The 19,074-nt window shown below is 73.5% G+C and carries 18 protein-coding genes; 11 read left to right on the top strand and 7 right to left on the bottom strand.

The genetic code is table 11. The annotated features are described in order from the left end of the window. Positions 1-2,145, top strand: a complete 2,145-nt coding sequence (locus BJ971_RS35885) for a RecQ family ATP-dependent DNA helicase (protein ID WP_184997746.1) — start codon at positions 1-3, stop codon at positions 2,143-2,145. A gap of 41 nt (positions 2,146-2,186) precedes the next feature. On the opposite strand, the gene BJ971_RS42395 is transcribed toward BJ971_RS35885, so the two are convergent. After that, on the bottom strand, positions 2,187-3,164 hold the full coding sequence (locus BJ971_RS42395) for a C40 family peptidase (protein WP_184997745.1): 978 nt from the start codon (positions 3,162-3,164) through the stop codon (positions 2,187-2,189). 83 nt (positions 3,165-3,247) lie between these two features. Between BJ971_RS42395 and BJ971_RS35875 the strand changes: the two genes are divergently transcribed. The 3 genes from BJ971_RS35875 to BJ971_RS35865 are packed head-to-tail and all read left to right on the top strand — an operon-like array spanning position 3,248 to position 4,786. Continuing rightward, a complete protein-coding gene (locus BJ971_RS35875; protein ID WP_239087630.1) occupies positions 3,248-3,550 on the top strand; it encodes a metal-sensitive transcriptional regulator in 303 nt (100 codons plus the stop codon). A gap of 20 nt (positions 3,551-3,570) precedes the next feature. Continuing rightward, a complete protein-coding gene (locus tag BJ971_RS35870; protein WP_184997744.1) occupies positions 3,571-3,783 on the top strand; it encodes a heavy-metal-associated domain-containing protein in 213 nt (70 codons plus the stop codon). After that, a complete protein-coding gene (locus BJ971_RS35865) occupies positions 3,776-4,786 on the top strand; it encodes a DUF8832 domain-containing protein (protein WP_184997743.1) in 1,011 nt (336 codons plus the stop codon). The genes BJ971_RS35870 and BJ971_RS35865 overlap by 8 nt, the downstream gene beginning before the upstream one ends. Here BJ971_RS35865 and BJ971_RS35860 read toward each other — a convergent pair. Beyond that, complete coding sequence (locus tag BJ971_RS35860; RefSeq protein WP_184997742.1) at positions 4,779-5,915, bottom strand: class I SAM-dependent methyltransferase; 1,137 nt, start codon at positions 5,913-5,915, stop codon at positions 4,779-4,781. The genes BJ971_RS35865 and BJ971_RS35860 overlap by 8 nt on opposite strands. Positions 5,916-6,000: 85 nt before the next feature. Here BJ971_RS35860 and BJ971_RS35855 point away from each other — a divergent pair, with 85 nt between their 5' ends. Together BJ971_RS35855 and BJ971_RS35850 are read left to right on the top strand one after the other, a co-directional pair. After that, on the top strand, positions 6,001-6,645 hold the full coding sequence (locus BJ971_RS35855) for a biliverdin-producing heme oxygenase (protein WP_184997741.1): 645 nt from the start codon (positions 6,001-6,003) through the stop codon (positions 6,643-6,645). Further along, positions 6,642-6,935: a DUF2470 domain-containing protein gene (locus tag BJ971_RS35850; protein ID WP_184997740.1), complete on the top strand. Its 294-nt coding sequence runs from the start codon at positions 6,642-6,644 to the stop codon at positions 6,933-6,935. Before BJ971_RS35855 ends, BJ971_RS35850 begins: the two co-directional genes overlap by 4 nt. Positions 6,936-7,241: 306 nt before the next feature. Here the strand turns inward: BJ971_RS35850 and BJ971_RS35845 are convergent, their stop codons facing one another. The 3 genes from BJ971_RS35845 to BJ971_RS35835 all read right to left on the bottom strand — a co-directional run bounded on the left by BJ971_RS35845 (position 7,242) and on the right by BJ971_RS35835 (position 10,186). Next, entirely contained in the window at positions 7,242-9,005 is a 1,764-nt protein-coding gene (locus BJ971_RS35845; protein ID WP_184997739.1) for a DEAD/DEAH box helicase, read from the bottom strand. A gap of 257 nt (positions 9,006-9,262) precedes the next feature. After that, positions 9,263-9,487: a DUF3107 domain-containing protein gene (locus BJ971_RS35840; RefSeq protein ID WP_184997738.1), complete on the bottom strand. Its 225-nt coding sequence runs from the start codon at positions 9,485-9,487 to the stop codon at positions 9,263-9,265. Positions 9,488-9,523: 36 nt separating this feature from the next. Continuing rightward, the gene (locus BJ971_RS35835) at positions 9,524-10,186 is read right to left on the bottom strand and encodes a TetR/AcrR family transcriptional regulator (RefSeq protein ID WP_184997737.1); all 663 of its coding nucleotides are present in this window, start codon (positions 10,184-10,186) and stop codon (positions 9,524-9,526) included. A gap of 229 nt (positions 10,187-10,415) precedes the next feature. Here BJ971_RS35835 and BJ971_RS35830 point away from each other — a divergent pair, with 229 nt between their 5' ends. The 5 genes from BJ971_RS35830 to moeZ all read left to right on the top strand — a co-directional run bounded on the left by BJ971_RS35830 (position 10,416) and on the right by moeZ (position 16,546). Continuing rightward, the gene (locus BJ971_RS35830; RefSeq protein ID WP_221478914.1) at positions 10,416-12,410 is read left to right on the top strand and encodes a Daple; all 1,995 of its coding nucleotides are present in this window, start codon (positions 10,416-10,418) and stop codon (positions 12,408-12,410) included. Continuing rightward, a complete protein-coding gene (locus tag BJ971_RS35825) occupies positions 12,410-13,378 on the top strand; it encodes an alpha/beta fold hydrolase (protein WP_184997735.1) in 969 nt (322 codons plus the stop codon). Before BJ971_RS35830 ends, BJ971_RS35825 begins: the two co-directional genes overlap by 1 nt. A gap of 65 nt (positions 13,379-13,443) precedes the next feature. Next, entirely contained in the window at positions 13,444-14,319 is an 876-nt protein-coding gene (locus BJ971_RS35820; protein WP_184997734.1) for a DUF3152 domain-containing protein, read from the top strand. A 71-nt stretch (positions 14,320-14,390) separates the two neighbouring features. Then, complete coding sequence (locus tag BJ971_RS35815; RefSeq protein ID WP_239087629.1) at positions 14,391-15,254, top strand: DUF3152 domain-containing protein; 864 nt, start codon at positions 14,391-14,393, stop codon at positions 15,252-15,254. Between the two features lie 110 nt (positions 15,255-15,364). Further along, positions 15,365-16,546: an adenylyltransferase/sulfurtransferase MoeZ gene (moeZ, locus tag BJ971_RS35810; protein WP_184997732.1), complete on the top strand. Its 1,182-nt coding sequence runs from the start codon at positions 15,365-15,367 to the stop codon at positions 16,544-16,546. Positions 16,547-16,592: 46 nt separating this feature from the next. Here the strand turns inward: moeZ and BJ971_RS35805 are convergent, their stop codons facing one another. Further along, positions 16,593-17,876, bottom strand: a complete 1,284-nt coding sequence (locus BJ971_RS35805) for a glutamate-5-semialdehyde dehydrogenase (RefSeq protein ID WP_275411387.1) — start codon at positions 17,874-17,876, stop codon at positions 16,593-16,595. Between the two features lie 33 nt (positions 17,877-17,909). Beyond that, positions 17,910-19,070 (bottom strand): glutamate 5-kinase, encoded by a 1,161-nt coding sequence (gene proB / locus BJ971_RS35800; protein WP_184997730.1) that lies wholly within the window; start codon positions 19,068-19,070, stop codon positions 17,910-17,912. Between the last annotated feature and the right edge of the window lie 4 nt (positions 19,071-19,074).

Genomic DNA, 19,074 nt, shown 5'->3' with positions numbered 1-19,074 from the left:
ATGAGCGAGGCCGAGCGGCTGGGCGTGCGCGAGTGCGCCGAGGAGGTGCTGCGCCGCCTCGCCGGCGCTGACGCGGTGCTGCGCGAGGACCAGTGGCGCGCCATCGAGGCCCTGGTCGTCGACCGGCGCCGGGTGCTCTGCGTGCAGCGCACCGGCTGGGGCAAGTCGGCGGTCTACTTCGTCGCCACCGCCCTGCTGCGCGACGGGATCACCGCCGAGGCCGGCGACCCGCCCGCCGGCCCGACCGTGATCGTCTCGCCGCTGCTGGCCCTGATGCGCAACCAGGTCGAGGCGGCCGCCCGCGCGGGCATCCGGGCCCGCACGATCAACTCGGCCAACCTCGACGAGTGGAGCGAGATCACCGCCGAGATCCGCAACGGCGAGGTCGACGTCCTGCTGATCAGCCCCGAGCGGCTCAACAACCCCGACTTCCGCGACAATGTGCTGCCCGGGCTCGCCGCGAGCACGGGCCTGCTCGTGGTCGACGAGGCGCACTGCGTCTCCGACTGGGGCCACGACTTCCGCCCGGACTACCGGCGGCTGCGCACCTTCCTGGCCGGGCTGCCGGGCCGCACCCCGGTGCTCGCGACCACGGCAACGGCCAACGCCCGGGTCACCGCCGACGTCGCCGAGCAGCTCGGCGACGCCCTGGTCCTGCGCGGCGCGCTCGAGCGCGACTCGCTGCGCCTGGCCGTGCTGGACCTGCCCAACCCCGCGCACCGGCTGGCCTGGCTCGCCGACCACCTCGAGAGGTTCCCGGGCTCCGGCATCATCTACACGCTGACGGTCGCCGCCGCGACGGAGACGGCGGAGTTCCTGCGCTCGCGCGGCTTCCCGGTCGCGTCCTACACCGGCCAGGTCGAGGACTCCGCGCGCCGGGCCGCGGAGCAGGACCTCCTCGACAACAAGATCAAGGCGCTGGTGGCAACGTCCGCGCTGGGGATGGGCTTCGACAAGCCGGACCTGGGCTTCGTCGTGCACCTCGGCGCCCCGCCGTCCCCGATCGCTTATTACCAGCAGGTGGGCCGCGCGGGCCGCGCCGTCGAGCACGCCGAGGTCGTGCTGCTGCCCGGCGCCGAGGACGCCGCGATCTGGCGCTACTTCGCCTCGCTGGCCTTCCCGCCGGAGGATCAGGTCCGCGCCGTGCTGGCGGCGCTGCCGCCCGACCGCCCGCTGTCCACGCAGGCGCTGGAGCCCATTGTGGACCTGCGCCGGGCCCGCCTCGAGCTGATGCTGAAGGTCCTCGACGTGGACGGCGCGGTCCGCCGCACCCGCGGTGGCTGGACCGTCACCGGCGAGCCGTGGACCTACGACACGGCCCGGCTGCGCCGGGTCGCGCAGGCCCGCACGGCGGAGCAGCAGACCATGCTCGACTACGCGGCGACGGACGGCTGCCGGATGGAGTTCCTGCGCCGCTGCCTCGACGACCCGGAGGCCAAGGCCTGCGGCCGCTGCGACACCTGCGCCGACCCGATGTTCGACGCGGAGGTGTCCCCGGCGTCGCTGACCGCGGCCCGGACGTTCCTGGGCCACGCCGGCGTGGACATCTCCCCGAAGAAGCTCTGGCCGACGGGCCTGGCCGCGGTCGGCGTCCCGGTGAAAGGCAAGATCGGTCCGGCCGAGCAGATCCGACCGGGCCGCGCGGTCGGCCGGCTGTCCGACCTCGGCTGGGGTGGCCGGCTCCGGGGCCTGGTCGGGCCGGACGCGCCGGACGGCCCGCTGCCGGACGACCTGGCGGCCGCGGTGGTCGAGGTGCTCAAGGCCTGGGCGCACGGCGACGACGCCTGGGAGCAGCGCCCGGCGGCGGTGGTCTCCGTCGGCTCGCACCGGCGACCGGCGCTGGTGGCCAGCATCGCGGACCGCATCGCGACGGTGGGCAGGCTGCCGATGCTGGGGACGCTGACCTCCACCCACGCGGCGGCCGACACCGGCCACCGCGGCAACAGCGCCCAGCGGGTCCTGGCCCTGCACGACGCGTTCACGGTGCCGCCGGAGGTGGCCGAGCAGCTCGCTGGCCTCGGCGGCCCGGTCCTGCTGGTCGACGACCTCAGCGACTCGGGCTGGACGATGGTCCTGGCCGGCCGCGCGCTACGCCGGGCGGGCGCCCCGGGCGTCCTACCCTTCGCCCTGGCCGTCGCCGGCTGAGGCCCACCGGCCGGGTGAGGCTTGTGGCGTGGTGGTCGCGGTCAGGTCGGGCGGCCGAATCCGTGGATGGGCTGGGTGTCGATGCTGGAGACGCGGACGTTCTCGCCGTACTCCGGTGAGTGGATCATCTTGTCGCTGCCGATGTAGACGCCGACGTGGCTGATCGGGCCGTAGAAGAACACCAGATCGCCCGGCCGCAGGTCGGATCTGCTCACGTGCGTCACGGCGCGGTACTGCCGCGCGGCGTTGTGCGGCAGCCCCACCCCGGCCGCGTCCCAGGCCGCCAGGGTCAGCCCCGAGCAGTCGTAGGAGTTCGGCCCCGCCGCGCCCCACCGGTAGGGCTTGCCGAGCTGACCGAACGCGAACGCCACCGCCCTGCCCGCGCGTCCCGGGATGAACTCCGGCATCGGAATGTTCTCGTCGGGGCCGAACCGGGACCCGCCGGCGTAGGCGATCGCCCGCATCTGCTTGAGGGCCGCGATCTCGCCCTCGACCGTCGCCTGCCCCACGCGCAGGCGCAGCTGCTGCCGGCGCTGCTGATCCGCGAGCGCGTTGAGCATCTTGCGGGTCTTGAAGACCCTGGTCCTGGCCTCGCGCAGCTCGGTGGCGGCCCGCTGCTCCTCGGTGGCGAGCTGGTGCAGCACGAGCAGCTTGTCCACGAACATGTGCGGCTCGTCGGCCGCGAAGAGCGCGATCGTCGGGCCGCTGCGGGTGCGCTGGTAGGTCCGCGAGACCAGCCCGCCCATCAGCTTCTGCCGCCGCGCCAGGTCGCGCGTCATCGGGCCGAGCTGACCACCCAGGTGCTTGGTCTGCATCCTGGTGGCGTGCAGGTCCTCCCGCGCGTCGTTGTACCGCTCGACCATCACCTCGAGCTTCCGGGCCGCCGCCCCGATCCGGTTGTCCAGCTCGGCGGCGGTGGGGCGGTCGACTCCGTGCGCGGCTTCGGGGGCGAGACCCGCGAGCAGCAGCACCGGCAGGAGCGCGACAATGATCTTCTGGGCGGTCAGGGTAAACGACACAGAACCCTTAACGAGACAAAAGGAATAAAAGCCACGCGCGTGGCTCGCCGGCTTCAATACGGGTGGGGGGTATGCTGGCGGTCATGACCACCGACCACGAACATCCCGGCCCGCACGGCTACTCGGGCGACAAGGCCGCGCTGCTCGGCCGCCTGCGGCGCATCGAGGGCCAGATCCGGGGGCTGCAACGGATGGTCGACGAGGACACTTACTGCATCGACGTCCTCACTCAGATCTCCGCCGCCAAGAGTGCCCTGCAGGCCGTCGCCGTCGGCCTGCTCGAGGACCACCTGGCGCACTGCGTCGTCGACGCCGCGCGCGCCGGCGATCCGACCGCCAAGGTCAAAGAGGCGTCGGACGCCATCGCCCGCCTGGTCCGTTCCTGAGCAACGCCGGAGGAAGAGCAATGCCAGTCACCACCACATACACCGTGACCGGGATGACCTGCACGCACTGCGTCCAGGCCGTCACCAGCGAGATCGCCGAGCTGCCCGGCGTGACGAGCGTCCAGGTCGATCTCGGATCCGGTGCCGTCACCGTGACCAGCGAGGCCCCGCTGACCGACGACGCGGTGCGCACCGCGGTCGACGAGGCCGGCTACGAGCTCGCCGATGCCTGACACGCTCGAGCAGGCGCCCCGGGAGCCGCGATCCGAGCGCGTGGCCTTCCGCCTCGCCGCGTTCGGCGCGCTCCTCGTGGTGGTCCTCTTCGCGGGCTACGGCATCGGCCGCCTCAACAACTCCGTCGAGCGGGCGGCGGCCGCGCCCGTCCCCGTCCCGGCGGCCACCGCCGGCCACGGCCACGACGCCGCGCCGCCCGCTGCCGCCGGCCCCACGCCGCACGACGACACCGGCGCGCCGCCGCACGTGCACAACGCGGACGGCACGGTCACCGATGTCGCGGGCGGGGCGCCCACCGCCGAGGCCGTCGGCGGCCTCGCGGTCACCGCCTCCGGCCTCACCCTCACGCCCGCGACGACCGCGTTCCAGGCCGGGCGGCGGCAGCCGTTCCGCTTCCGGATCGTCGCGGCCGGCGCGCCCGTCACCACGTACGCCGTGGTGCACGACAAGGCGCTGCACCTCGTCGTCGTGCGCCGGGATCTCAGCGGGTTCCAGCACCTGCACCCGGCCATGGCGCCCGACGGCACCTGGAGCATCGACCTCACCCTTGCGGCGCCGGGAAGCTACCGGGCGATCGCCGACTTCACCGCGATCGTCGGCGGCCGGCAGACCCCGGTCACGCTCGGCGTCGACCTCACGGTCGCCGGCAACTTCACCCCGGTCGCGCTTCCCGCGCCCGCGACCCGGGCGACCACCGACGGCTTCACCATCTCGTACGCGGGGCAGCCGCAGACGGGCGTCACCCAGCCGCTGCTCATGACGGTGACCGGGCCGGGCGGCGGAGCCGCCGCGCTGGAGCCCTACCTGGGCGCCTTCGGGCACCTGGTGGTGTTCCGCGAGGGCGACGTCGGCTACGTGCACGTGCACCCGGAGCCGCGGCTCGTCGACGGGGCCGTCAGGTTCTGGCTCACCGCGCCGGGCCCCGGCCGCTACCGGATGTTCTTCGACTTCCAGGTGGCGGGCCGGGTGCACACCGCTGCGTTCACCACCGTCGTCAGGTGAGCAGCTTCTCCAGCGCCGGCGTCACGCCCCACTGAGCGGTCAGCGCGTCGTACTCGGCGCGCTGACCCTCGGCCGGCGCCGCGCCGGTCAGCCTGGCCCGCAGCAACAGATTGCGCGGCGTGTGCGCCGAGTCCACGAACTCCACGACCTCCACCCGGTAGCCGCGCAGGCGCAGCAGGGCCGAGCGCAGCGAGTCGGTGAGCACGTCCGCGAAGCGCTCACGCAGGATCGCGTGGCGGACGATCTCACCGTACGGCGGCGGGGCCGGGTTGCCCTTGAGCTGCGCGGCGATGTCGTGGTGGCAGCAGGGCGCTGCCAGCACCCACCGGGCGCCCCAGCTCACCGCCCGGGCCAGCGCCTGATCCGTCGCGGTGTCGCAGGCGTGCAGGGCCAGCACCAGGTCGGGCGCCTCGTCGACGACGGCGTCCTCGATCGTGCCGGCGACGAACGTCACCGCGTCCCCGCAGCCCAGCCGCTCGGCGACGGCCGAGTTGCGCACCCGCTGATCCTCGCGCACGTCGACGCCGACGACCCGGACCCGCACGCCGCGGTCCGCCAGGTAGCGGTACGCCGCGAAGGTCAGGTAGGCGTTTCCGCAACCCAGGTCGACGACCCTCAGCAGGTCCGGCAGCTCGTCGGGCAGCGTCGCCGCCAGCGCGCGCAGGAAGGCGTCGACCTGCCGCCGCTTGGCGGCCGTCCCGCCCACCACCGTGAAGAGCGGGTCACCGGGATCCAGCAGCCACTGCTTGGCCCGGTCGTGACCCTGGGTGGTCGCGGGCCCGGCGGTCGCGGCCCGGTGCACCTGCGCGTCACCCTTCTTCGTGATCCGCACCTGCACCGTGGTCTCGGCCGTCTCCACGTGCCAGTTTCCGAACGGCTCCGCGAGCAGGGCGTCGATCGCGGCCGCCGCCTCGGCGCCGGGAGCGACGTTGCGGGTGTACGGCCGGGAGCCGTCATCGGTGACGATCTGCAACCGGTTCCCGCCCTTGAGCGCGACCGGCCGGAGCTCGGCCCGGTTGACCGAGGGTGTGTGGCCGCGGCGCTTGCCGGCCGCGACCGCGCGCGTGAGGGCGGGGTCGAGCAGCAGGCCACGCACCTCGGCGAGGACGGCGTCCAGTGGTTGGGGCATCCCACCATTCTGCCCCGCCGAAATTGATGATCCACAAAGCCGGGCCGGTTTGTTAGGCTTACCTAACTAAACCGGAGGTGCTGCGATGACGTTGGCCGACCCGCCCACGGAGGCGCTCTCCGTCCGGCTGCGTGCCGGAACGCGGATGGATCATGACGCGGCGCAGGGCAGCGGCTTCCTCGACGCCCTGGCCGCGGGCCGCCTGCCGAGGCTGGCCTACGCCGACCTGGCCGCGCAGCACTGGTTCATCTACGAGTCGCTCGAACAGGCGGCCGCCGTGATGGCCGACGATCCGGTCGCCGGCGCCTTCGTCTTCCCCGAGCTGACCCGGCTGCCGGCGCTGACGGACGACCTGGAGACCCTGCTCGGCCCGCGGCCGCGGCGCACGCCGCTCCCCGCGACCTCGGAGTACTGCGCCCGGCTGCGCGCGGTGTCCTTCGATCGCCCGTGGGCCTTCATCGCGCACCACTACACCCGGTACCTGGGCGACCTCTCGGGCGGGCAGTACCTGGGCCCGGCGATCGCCAAGGCGTACGGCCTCGACGGCGCGGGCCACCGGTTCTTCGTCTTCGAGGGCGTCTCGCCGCCGGCCTTCCGCACCCGTTACCGCGAATTGCTCGACCAGGTCGCATTCACCCCCGACGATGAGGAGAACTTCCTCGCCGAGGTTGCCGAGGCCTATCGGCTGAACATCGCGGTGCTGCGTGAGCTGAAGGAGCGCTGGCAATGACCTTCACCCCGGAGGTGGTGGCGCAGATCGCCCGCCACATGAACGACGACCACGCCGACGACAACGTGCTGATCGTCCGTGGCCTGGGCGGCATCGAGGCCGCGAGCGCGGCCCGGATGTCGGGTATGGACGCCGACGGGATGGACTTCGACGCGACGGTGAACGGCATCGCGGTCCCGGTACGCATCCCGTTCAGCGAGCACCTGACCGAGCGCCGCCAGGTCCGCCTGGAGGCGGTAAGCATGTACCGGCGCGCCTGCGCCGCCCTCGGCCTGGATCCGACGCACTGAGCGGCACTGAGCCGGACCACGGCCCGCTCTGAGCGGCTCTGAGCCGGGCCCGCCGGTTCTAGCCGGACCACGGCTCGCTCTGAGCCGGACCACGGCTCGCTCTGAGCTTGACCCGGCCCGACGGTGTCCGAGCCGTCGACCGCCGCCGGGAATGCCGCCCCGGTCACGGTGAAAGGCTGTGTCCTGGGGCTGACCGGTGGGGTCAGCGCCGCCTCGTGAAAAGGCCGGCCCCGCGGCTGTCGGTCCGAACACTCGGCAACGGGAATGCCCGACGGGTGATCCCGCCGGGCACGCCCGGAGCGGGTGTCAGTCCTCGGAGCCGCCGGAGACGTCGGCGGGTGCGCCCTCGCCGCCATCGCCGCCCTCGGCGGAGCCGCCCGCGGCACGGTTGCCGCGGCCACCGCGCCGACGGCGCCGGCGCGGCCGGCCCGCCGCGTCGGACTCGCCCGGGCCATCGCCTGCGTCGTCGCCGGCCGCGTCGGGCCCGTCCGAGGAAGTCGCGGAGATCGCCTCCGAGCCGTCCGAGAAGAGCGGGGTCGTCGTCGTGCCCTCGCCCGCCGCCACCGGGTCGCCGCCGCGGCGCCGGCGGCGCTGCCGGCGCGGCCCGTCGCCTGCCGGGTCGTCCGTCGGCGCCGGCTCGGCGGCCTCGGTGCGCGCGTCGTCGCGGCGCGGTCCCCGGGACCGCTCGGTGCGGCCCCGGCCGCGGGCCGAGTCACGGCCGCCGTCGCGGCTGCCGCGACGCCGGGTGCCGCCCAGGTCCTCTTCGATCTCGGCCGACAGGCCGACCCGGGTGCGCACCGCGGTCGGCAGCGTGCCGGAGACGTCGGTCGGGATGTCCAGGTCGGAGTAGAGCGCCTCGGAGGTGTGGTAGGTCTCCGGGGGCTGCGGCATGTTGAGGCCCATCGACTTGTCGATGAGCACCCAGCGCGGCATGTCCTCCCAGTCCACGAAGGTCACCGCGACGCCCGTCGCGCCCGCGCGGCCGGTGCGGCCGATGCGGTGCGTGTAGGTGTCCGGGTCCTCCGGGCAGTCGTAGTTGATGACGTGGGTGACGCCGGAGACGTCCAGGCCGCGCGCGGCGACGTCGGTGGCCACCAGCACGTCGATCTTCCCGGAGCGGAACGCGCGCAGTGCACGCTCGCGCGCGCCCTGTCCCAGGTCCCCGTGCACCGCGGCCACCGCGAACCCGCGGAAGTCGAGATCCTCGGCGACCCGGTCCGCGGCCCGCTTGGTCCGCGTGAAGATCATGGTCAGGCCGCGCTCGCGGGCCTGGAGGATGCGGGCGACCATCTCCAGCTTGTTCAGCGGGTGGGTGCGGTAGACGACCTGCTTGGTCAGCGGCGACGGGCCGCTCTCCGAGGTGTGGCCGGCGTGGATGGTCACCGGGTGGTGCAGGAAGCGGCGGCTCAGCGCGACGATCGGGTCCGGCATCGTCGCCGAGAAGAGCATCGTCTGGCGCTGCTCGGGGAGCATGGCCAGGATCTTCTCGACGTCCTCGAGGAAGCCGAGGTCGAGCATCCGGTCGGCCTCGTCCAGCACCAGGGCCTTGATCGAGCTGAGCTTCAGGTGCTTCTGCTTGGCCAGGTCGAGCAGGCGGCCGGGGGTGCCGACCAGGATCTCGATGCCCTTCTTCAGGGTCTCGACCTGCGGCTCGTAGGCGACACCGCCGTAGATCGGCAGCACGCGGACGCCGCGGGTGCTGCCCGCGGCGGCCAGGTCACGGGCGACCTGGAGGCCGAGCTCGCGGGTCGGTACGACGATGAGCGCCTGCGGCTGCCCGTCGGCGCCCTCGCTGGGCGCGAGCACCCGCTCGAGCAGGGGCAGGCCGAAGCCGAGGGTCTTGCCGGTGCCGGTGGGCGCCTGGCCGATCAGGTCGGTGCCGCGCAGGGCGATGGGGAGGGCGTACTCCTGGATCGCGAACGCGCGGGTGATGCCGGCGGCGGCGAGCGCCTCGACGGTCTCGGCGCGGACGCCGAGCTCGGCGAAGGTGGGGCTGTCTGCGCGCACGGGCGCGCGGGTGAGCACCGGGACCAGGGCCGGCTCTGTTTCGTTGTTCTCAATGTCGCTCATGAAGTTCTACGGGTGCCTCTCGTGGTGCGCCCGTCGAAGTCCTGGGCGCGGTCTGGGTAGGGCGCGGGCCACACGCGAGATGCTCGCGGGCCGCACGCGCGTCGCCGCGGCGACTCGAATTGACGAGCCGACGTCGACGGCGACGAAACGAGTCTACCCGACCGGGAGATTGCGCACCTCAGGGCGAAGGTGACGGTGCTGTATAGAAACGGCAGGGCACCCCGGAGCGGAGTTCCCTGCCGTTTCGTCGCGCGCTGTTACCGCGTCGTGAAGCCGAACGGCCGTTCGGACTTCTCGGCGATCTCGACGTAGGCCACCTTGGCGATCGGGACGATCACCTTCCGGCCCTTCTCGTCGGTCAGAGTGAGAACGCTGTCCTTGGCCATCGCCTCGGTCACGGCCTGCTCGACCTCGGCCGGCGTCTGTGCGCTCTCCAGCACCAGCTCGCGCGGGGCGTACTGCACGCCGATCTTGACCTCCACGGGGTCCTCCCTCTCAGATGTCGTCCGTCCTGAAGGCTAGCCGATTTCGCCGGGCGTGCCGGGCGTTGACTCACCCTGCAACGGGAAGCTGGCGATGCCCCGCCAGATGAGGGCCGCGACCAGCGCCTCCGCCTCAGGCTTCGGCGTCTGCCGGCCGTTGGCGAGCCAGAACTGCGCCGCCTGGCCGGCCGCGCCGACAAGTCCGGACGCGAGCAGTTCCGCCTCCGCCCGGCCGAGGCCGGTGTCGGAGACCACCGTGTCGGTGATCGCGGCGATGGAGCCCTGTTCGACCCGTTCGACCCGCTCGCGGACCTGCGGGTCGTTGCGCAGGTCGGACTCGAAGACGAGCCGGAACGCCTCGCTCTCGTGGTCCATGAAGTCGAAGTAGGCCCGGACCGCGCCCTTGACCCGTTCCTTGTTGTCCGGAGTCGCCTGCATCGCGCCGCGCACCTTGGCGATTATCGCGTCGCAGTGGGTGTCCAGTAGGGCAAGGTAGAGGTCGAGCTTCCCGGGGAAGTGCTGGTAGAGCACGGGCTTGGAGACGCCGGCCCGTTCCGCGATCTCGTCCATCGCGGCGGCATGGTAGCCCTGTGCCACGAAGATCTGCTGCGCGGCGGCAAGCAGTTGCTTACGGCGTGCCGAGCGCGGCAGGCGCGTGGGGCGTCCTGCCGTCTGTGCCCCGCCGGACGCAGCGGTCATGTGTACCTCCGAGACTTGGTCCCCCGCGCCATGGCGAAGATTGCCCGGTTAGCCGCCTACCGGTTTCCGGGCGGGCAATTGTCGCGACGCTGCAACTTATCGCCACTGCAACCACACGGTAGCCTCAGCGGGGGCAAGCGAGGAGCGCGCGGTGGACGAAACAGGGCATTCCGGGGACGCCGGGGCAGGGGAAGGTGGCGCTGGTGCTGAGTCGCGTGACCGTACCCTGTTGAACGGCTGGGCGACACGGGAGAGCCCGTGGTCCAACGCCGGCTCGGCGCTGGACGCGGAGTCCGACGTGCCGGCCTGGCGCCGGCCACCGGCCGAACTCCGGTCCTTCACCCAGGAGCGGCCCCTTCCGGCGGACACCCCTTCGGGGGAGATTCATCCCTTCGCGCCGCCGTCCTTCACGCCCGCGAGCCCGGCCTCGGCGCCGCCCTCGGCCATCGAGGGTTCCCGGCCCGACAACGCCGCGGCGCCGCGCTGGTCCGACAGCCGGACGCGCTACCAGGACCTGATGGCGCACCTGTCGCCCAACGGCAGCGAGCCACGGCAGAACGAGCCGCCCCGCGCGGCCGAGCCGCCCCGCGCCGCCCTGGTGCGGCCGGACCCGCTCTCGCCGGAGCTGCTGCGGCCGGACGCGCAGGACACCACCGAGCTGCGCGCGGTCGGCGGAATCCTGCCGGCCAGCGCCCCGCCGTTCCCCTACGAAGGTGATCTTGACGACGCCCGGCGCGACGTGTCGCGCCCGCCGGTGGGGCAGCAGCGCACCGTGGTGCCCGCCGAGCGGCCCTTCCCAGCGGTACGCCCGGCGACGCCCGGCGGACGCCGCCCGGACTGGTCGGCGATCGACTCCGCCCGGCACGCCCTCGACCCGCCGCTGGACGGCCTGTCCCCGGCGGCCGACGAGTCGCGCTCCGGCGATCAGGGATCGGTCCGGCCGTCCTACGACCCGTCCAGCTTCCCCCGCCGACTGCGGTCCGAGCCGTCCGACGCCCCGGCCCGCTACGGAGCGGCGGGGTCGTTCCCCGGCCGCGCCGCGGACGAGGCCGGCACCGGCGACACGCCGGACCGGTCCTCGGCGGCCCTGCCGCAGCGCGTTCCGGCCCAGCCGGACGTGCCCACCGTCCCGGAGCCGCCGTCGGTGGAGCCGACCGCCGAGACACCCGCACTGGCCCGCATCGCGACGCATCTGCGCCGCGGTGACGTGCTGTCTGCGCAGGAGCGGCAGGAGGGCTTCGACGTGAACGCGATCCTGGAGGCCGTCCGCGAGGTCGACGGTGTCCGGGACGCGTCGCTGCGTACGACGCCGGCCGGGGCGCACAGCCTGCGGCTGGACCTGTCCGAGGGCGCCGACCCCGCCGAGGTGAGCCGCCAGGTCGCCCGGCTGCTCCAGGACCGGATGGGCCTGGACGCCGCCATGCAGGGCGCCACCCCGCTCGCCGGCGCGCCGGTGCCCGCGCCGCGGTCGGCGCCGCCGGCGCTCTCGCCCGCCCCGCGCTCGGCGCCGCCGTCCTACTCACCGGCCGCTCCGGCCTCGGCGCCGCCGGCCGCCCAGCGGTCCGCCCCGCCGGCCGTCCGGACCGCGCCGCCGCCGGCCGCCCGGACCTCGGCCGCGCCGTCCTCGGCGCCGCCGGCCCGGGTCGTCGCGCCGAACGCGCCGGTCACGCCGTTCGTGCCAACCCAGCCCAACCCGGCCGGCCGGTCGATGCAGCCTGGCCAGGGCCTGCCCTCCGCGCCGACCGCCGGATACATGGCGCCGCTGCCGTCCGGCATCGAGCCGGCGCCGCCGCGCCCGCTCGACCCCGGCGAGCAGCCCGGCCCCCGCGTGATGATCGAGAACGTGCGGGTCAACACGTTCGGCACCGAGGCGACCGTCGAGGTGCGGCTGATCGTCAACGGCCTGGTCACCTCCGGGGAGGCCACCGGCCCCGCGGTCGACGGCTACCTGCTGCGGCTCTGCGCGATGGCCACCGCCAGCGCGGTCGACGAGTTGCTCACCCATTCGGACCACGCCGACGGCCCGGCGAAGTGCTTCGTCGAGCACGCCGCGTCCGTGCCGTTCGGGTCGACGCAGGTCGCCGTCGTCGTGCTGCTGCTCTCGGTCGGCGGCTGGGTCGAGCAGCTCTCCGGGTCTGCGGTGATCACCGGCGACGACCGGCATGCCATGGTTCGCGCCACTCTCGCCGCGATCAACCGCCGGCTTGAGGCACTGTTGTCCTGATGAAGGGTGCGATCCTCGCGGCGGACAAGGTACTGCCGCCCGACGGCGCCGTACCGATGCCGTGGCCGGCACGCCGGGTCGTCATCGACGGCGCCATGCTGCACGTCCGCGACACCCCGGCCACCGCGCCGGGCGCCGAGCCCGCGGTGTACGTGCACGGGCTGGGCGGCTCCTCGCAGAACTGGACGGACTTCGCCGGGCTGCTCACCGACCGCTTCGACGCGCAGGCCGTCGACCTGCCCGGCTTCGGCTACAGCGACCCGAGCCCGCGCTACTCCATCCCGGCCTTCGCCGACCGGCTCATCGGCTACCTCGAGTACGCCGGCCGCGGCCCGGTCCACCTGGTCGGCAACTCGCTCGGCGGCTCCATCTCCGTACGCGTGGCCGCCCTGCGCCCCGACCTGGTCAGGACCCTGACGCTGGTCTCGCCGGCCATGCCGTTCCTCGACCCCCGGCGCACGGCGCAGGGCCCGATGCTGCCGCTGCTCGCCCTGCCGCGCGCGGAGCGGCTCTTCGCCTGGGGCCTGGCCCGGCTGACCCCGGAGCAGCTCGCCGAGCAGGTGCTGCTGGCCTGCTTCGGCGACACCGCCAAGGTGAACCCGCAGCGCCGCGTGGAGGCGATCGAGGAGATCAAACTCCGGCACACCGTCGAGCACTACCCGCGGGCCTACCTCGGGACGCTGCGCGGGCTGGTGTCCAGCTTCCTGCGGGCGTACCTGCCGGGTGCCGACTCGCAGTGGCGGCTGGCCGCGCGGATCACCGCGCCCACCCTGGTGATCGGCGGCCTCCGGGACGAGCTTGTCGATCCGCGGGTGCCGGCGCAGGTCGCCAAGGCGATACCGGACGGCCGGCTGCTGATCCTGCCGGGCGTCGGCCACGTCGCCCAGATGGAGGTTCCGCGTCTGGTCGCGCGGGCCGTCGTCGGGCTGCTGGACGACGTCGATTCCGCGGTCGGCCGCGGCGCGTGACCTAAATCGCCCGTGCGGTCGTCCGGGCGGCCGTGTCCGTGCCGCTGTGGCAGGCTTGTTCCCAAATGATCGATTCCCGTGCCCCCGACGCGGCCGCCGTCGCACCCGGAGTTGACAGCGATCGACGGCGCCGCTGGTGGATCGCGGGTCTGGTCATCGCGGCCCTGCTGCTGGCCGGCGGGATGCTCATCCCGGCCTTCCTGCCGGTGGCGCCCCTGACCGTGCCGGCCGCGGCGCCGACACCATCGACCCCGTCCGCGTCGCCGTCGGTCTCGCCGCCACCCCCGTCGCCGTCGCCCTCGCCGGCCACCGCCGCGGCCTTGCGACCCGACCTGCTGGCGCTGCCGGGCCCGGTGCCCACGCGCGGCTCGGGCAAGTTCGCGTACGCGCCGGGTCGCGGCCGGGTGCTGGGCACCAAGGGGGAGCTGCGGCGCTTCCGGGTCGCGGTGGAGCGGGGCGGCAACGAGGACGTGGCCGCCTTCGCGGCGCAGGTGGAGGCGACGCTGGGTGACCGGCGGAGCTGGACCGGCGACGGGCGGCTGCGGTTGCAGCGGGTCTCCGGCGGCGAGCCGGCGAGCTTCACGGTCTACCTCGCCACCCGGGACACCGCCGGGAAGATGTGCCGCCGGGGAGGCACGAACATCACGATCGGCGGGCGCCCGCACACGTCGTGCCGGGTCACCGGCAAGGTGATCATCAACCTGGACCGCTGGCGGCTGTCGGCGCGGCCCTACCTCGACGCGAAGGTGCCGCTCTCCACGTACCGGCACTACGTGGTGAACCACGAGGTCGGTCACGAGCTGGGCCAGGGCCATCAGGGCTGCCCGAGGCGCGGCGGGCCGGCGCCGGTGATGGTGCAGCAGACGCTGACGCTGCGCGGCTGCGTGCCGTACGCGTGGCCGCGCCGGGGCGATCGCCGGTTCACCGGGCCGGGGCTCTGAGCGCGGCGGGTCTCCCGAAACCCCGGTGACGCCCGCCCGCCTCTGGCAGGCTGGCGGTGGCGATGGCACACGTGGCAAGGGGTTCGGCGGTCGATCGGGCCGCGCCACCGGGAGCGCCCGCCAGGGCGGTGCGGGCCACGTCCCGGCACTGGCACCGGCGCCGCCGCGAGCGGCGCCTCAGGGCCGTGCTCTACCTGTTGATCATCGCGGTCGTCGGCCTCGCGGTAGGCGGGATCATGGGGAACGAACGCGGCGGCGACCGGGTCGCCGACGGCCCGGCCGAACCGGCCCCGGCCCCGGCCCCGCCCCCGCCCTCCGTCCGTGCCGTGCCGCCGCCCGACGCCGCCGACGCGGTGCCGGCCGGATCGGCGCCGAAGGCCGGCCGGTTCGCCTACGCCGGCGGATACGGCCCGGTGCTCGGCACCGCCGGCCCGGTGCGGCGCTTCCGGGTCGCCGTCGAGGAGAACCTCGGCGAGGGCGACGGCGGGGACTTCGCCGGCGAGGTCGACCGGATCCTCGGCGATCCGCGCAGCTGGATCGCCGGCCGGCGGTTCCGGTTCCAGCGGGTGCCGCACCCGGCCGACGCCGAGTTCACGATCTTTCTGGCCTCCGCCGGCACCTCGGAGCGGATGTGCGCCCGCGGCGGCCTGCGGACCGAGGGCTTCACCTCGTGCCGGCTGCCGGGCCAGGTGATCATCAATCATGATCGCTGGCGGTACGCGGTGCCGGACTACGGCGCCCCGCTGCGCACCTACCGGGCGTACGCGATCAACCATGAGGTCGGGCACCAGCTCGGCCACGGCCACGAGGCCTGCGCCGGCCGGGGCGAGCCCGCGCCGGTGATGATGCAGCAGACCTACGGCCTCAAGGGCTGCGTCGCGAACTCCTGGCCGTACCTGCACGGCAGGCGGTACGCCGGCAACCCCGTTGACTGACGTTTGATTCCCTGTCCCGCATACCGGGCCGGTGTTACACGTCATGTCCTTCCACGGCCCCGGACGAGCAAGAATGGGTGGCACCTACCGTCGATCCCGGGGAGTTCACCGTGTCACTGCCCCCGCTCGTCGAGCCGGCCGCCGAGCTGAGCATCGACGAGATCCGCCGCTACTCGCGTCACCTGATCATCCCCGACGTCGGGATGGACGGGCAGAAGCGGCTGAAGAACGCCAAGGTCCTGGCCGTCGGCGCGGGTGGTCTCGGCTCTCCCGCCCTGCTCTACCTGGCCGCGGCCGGCGTCGGAACGCTCGGCATCATCGACTTCGACACCGTCGACGAGTCCAATCTCCAGCGCCAGGTCATCCACGGCGTCTCCGACGTCGGCCGGCCCAAGGCCGAGTCCGCCGCGGACAGCATCCGGGAGATCAACCCGCTGGTGAACGTGGTCGTCCACAACACCGCGCTGGACCGCGACAACGTCAAGGAGATCTTCGGCGGCTACGACCTGATCGTCGACGGCACCGACAACTTCGCGACCCGCTACATGGTCAACGACGCCGCGGTGCTGCTCGGCAAGCCGTACGTCTGGGGTTCGATCTACCGCTTCGACGGCCAGGCGTCCGTGTTCTGGGAGGAGCACGGCCCCTGCTACCGCTGCCTCTACCCGGAGCCGCCGCCGCCCGGCATGGTCCCGTCCTGCGCCGAGGGCGGCGTTCTCGGCGTGCTCTGCGCGTCGATCGGCTCGATCCAGGTCAACGAGGCGATCAAGCTGATCACGGGCATCGGCGAGCCGCTGGTCGGCAAGCTGATGGTCTACGACGCCCTGGAGATGGAGTACCGCAAGGTCAGGGTCCGCAAGGACCCGGCGTGCGCGCTCTGCGGCGAGAACCCGACGGTCACCGACCTGCTCGAGGACTACGAGGACTTCTGCGGCGCGGTCTCCGAGGAGGCGCAGGAGGCCACCCTGAACGCGACGATCACCGCGCGCGAGCTCAAGGACTGGATGGACACGGGCAAGGACGTGTTCCTTGTCGACGTCCGCGAGCCCGCCGAGTACGAGATCGTCAGCATCCCGGGCGCGACGCTGATCCCCAAGGGCGACATCCTGTCCGGCGGTGCGCTGTCCCGCTTCCCGCAGGACCGGCAGATCGTGCTGCACTGCAAGTCCGGCGTGCGCTCGGCGGAGGCCCTCGCGGCGCTGAAGGCGGCGGGCTTCAAGGACGCCGTGCACGTGCAGGGCGGCATCGTGTCGTGGGTCAACACCGTGGACCCGTCGCTGCCGTCGTACTAGAGCCGAACGGCCCGTCCCGCAGCTGCGGGACGGCGGCCGTCGTGGTTCAGCGGGTGTGGCCGTTGCCGGTGACGATGTACTTCGTCGAGGTCAGCTCGGGCAGGCCCATCGGGCCGCGCGCGTGCAGCTTCTGGGTGCTGATGCCGATCTCCGCGCCGAAGCCGAACTCGCCGCCGTCGGTGAAGCGCGTCGACGCGTTGATCATGACGGCCGCCGCGTCGACCCGGGCCGCGAAGTGGCGGGCCGACACGACGCTCTCGGTCACGATCGCCTCGGTGTGGCCCGTGCCGTAGCGGCGGATGTGGTCCAGCGCGTCGTCCAGCGAGTCCACCACCGCGACCGCGATGTCCGCCGACAGGTACTCCGTGCCCCAGTCCTCCTCGGTCGCCGGTACGACGCCGTCGAAGCCGGCCACCCGCGGGTCGCCGTGCACGGTAACGCCGGCCGCCACCAGCTCCTCGATCACCATCGGCAGGAACGACTCGACCATCGACGCGTGCACCAGCAGCGACTCCGCCGTGTTGCAGGTGGACAGCCGCTGGGTCTTCGAGTTCAGCACCACCCCGAGCGCCTTCTCCAGGTCCGCGCCCTCGTCCACGTACACGTGGCAGTTGCCGACGCCCGTCTCGATCACCGGAACCGTCGACTCCTCGACCACGGTCTTGATCAGCGAGGCGCCGCCGCGGGGGATCAGGACGTCGACCAGGCCGCGGGCCCGCATCAGCTCCTTCACCGAGTCGCGGGTCGACGCGTCAAGCAGCTGGATCGCGTTCGCCGGCAGGTTGGCGTCCGCGACCGCCTTGCGCAGCACCGACACGATCGCCGCGTTCGAGCTCATGGCCGAGCCCGAGCCGCGCAGCAGCACCGAGTTGCCGGACTTGAGGCAGATGCCCGCGGCGTCCGCTGTCACGTTCGGCCGGCCCTCGTAGATGATGCCCACCACCCCGAACGGGACACGGACCTGGCGCAGCTCGAGGCCGTTGGCCAGCTTCGATCCCCGGACCACGTCACCGACCGGGTCGTTCAGCGCGGCGAGTTGCCGCAGGCCGTCGGCCATCGCGGCGACCCGCTCGCCGGTCAGCGTCAGCCGGTCGATCATCGCCTCGGACGATCCACCGGTACGGGCGTTCGCCACGTCGACGGCGTTCGCGGCGACGATGTCGTCGGCGCGCTCGACCAGCCGGTCGGCCATCAGCAGCAGCGCGGCGTCCTTCTCGGCGCGGGTGGCGGCGGCCAGGTCGACGGCGGCGACCCGCGCGTCGGAGGCCTGCGCAAGCACGGTCATCTCGACTCCTCGTTGTACCCGCCGGGCTGACGGCGACGGCTCAATCCTGCACCGGAAGTCCGGCGAAATCACGCACGGTCACAGCAGGACCAGGTCGTCGCGGTGGACCACCTCGCGCTCGTAGCCCGGGCCGAGCGCCGCCGCGAGCTCCGGCGTCGAGCGCCCCAGCAGCGCCGGCAGCTCCACCGCGTCGTAGTTCACCAGGCCGCGCGCCACCGGCGCGCCCGAGCCGGCGTCGACCAGGTCGACCGGATCCCCGGCCGCGAACGAGCCGTCCACCGCCGTGATCCCGGCCGGCAGCAGCGACTTGCGCCGCGCCACGACCGCCGCCACCGCGCCCGGGTCCAGGTGCAGCCGCCCGCGCGGGGAGGTCGCGTGCGCGAGCCAGAAGAGCCGGGCCGTCGGGCGGCGCTCGGCCGCGTGGAACAGCGTGCCGATCTCGGCGCCGTCCAGGGCGGGGCCCGCGAGGCCGGCCGCGGTCAGCACCACCGGGATGCCGAATCCGGTCGCGATCCGGGCCGCCTCCACCTTGGTCACCATGCCGCCGGTGCCGACTCCGGAGGCGCCCGGCGTGCCGACGGAGATGTCCGCCAGGTCGGCGTCGCTGTGCACCACCGACACCCGGCGGGCGCCGGGGGAGGACGGGCTGCCGGTGTACAGCGCGTCCACGTCGGAGAGCAGGACCAGCAGGTCGGCGTGGACCAGGGCGGCAACCAGGGCCGCGAGCCGGTCGTTGTCGCCGAACCGGATCTCGTCGGTGGCGACCGTGTCGTTCTCGTTGACGATGGGCAGCGCGCCGAGGTCCAGCAGCTTGCGCAGCGTGCGGTAGGCGTTGCGGTAGTGCGCGCGCCGGGTCACGTCGTCGACGGTGAGCAGCACCTGCCCGACGGTCAGCCCGTGCCGGGCGAAGCCCGCCGTGTAACGGCCCATCAGCAGGCCCTGGCCGACCGAGGCCGCGGCCTGCTGGGTGGCCAGGTCGCGCGGGCGCCGGCGCAGCTTGAGCGGGGCTAGGCCGGCGGCGATGGCGCCGCTGGAGACCAGCACGACCTCCCGGCCCTGCGTGGCCAGCGCGCCGAGCACGTCGACGAGGGCGTCCATCCGCTGCTCGTCGATTCCGCCGGCCGCGGTGGTCAGGGAGGACGAACCCACCTTCACCACGACCCGCCGGGCACCGGTCACCTGTTCACGCACCCGCCCATTCTGCTCGCCGGGCGCTGTTCGGCCGGGGTGAGATCCCATATCG

Origin of the sequence: Amorphoplanes digitatis (assembly GCF_014205335.1) — a bacterium.
GTDB lineage: Bacteria > Actinomycetota > Actinomycetes > Mycobacteriales > Micromonosporaceae > Actinoplanes > Actinoplanes digitatus.
Note: the sequence above shows the minus strand (reverse complement) of the source record. Positions and strands in the feature narration are given on the sequence as shown.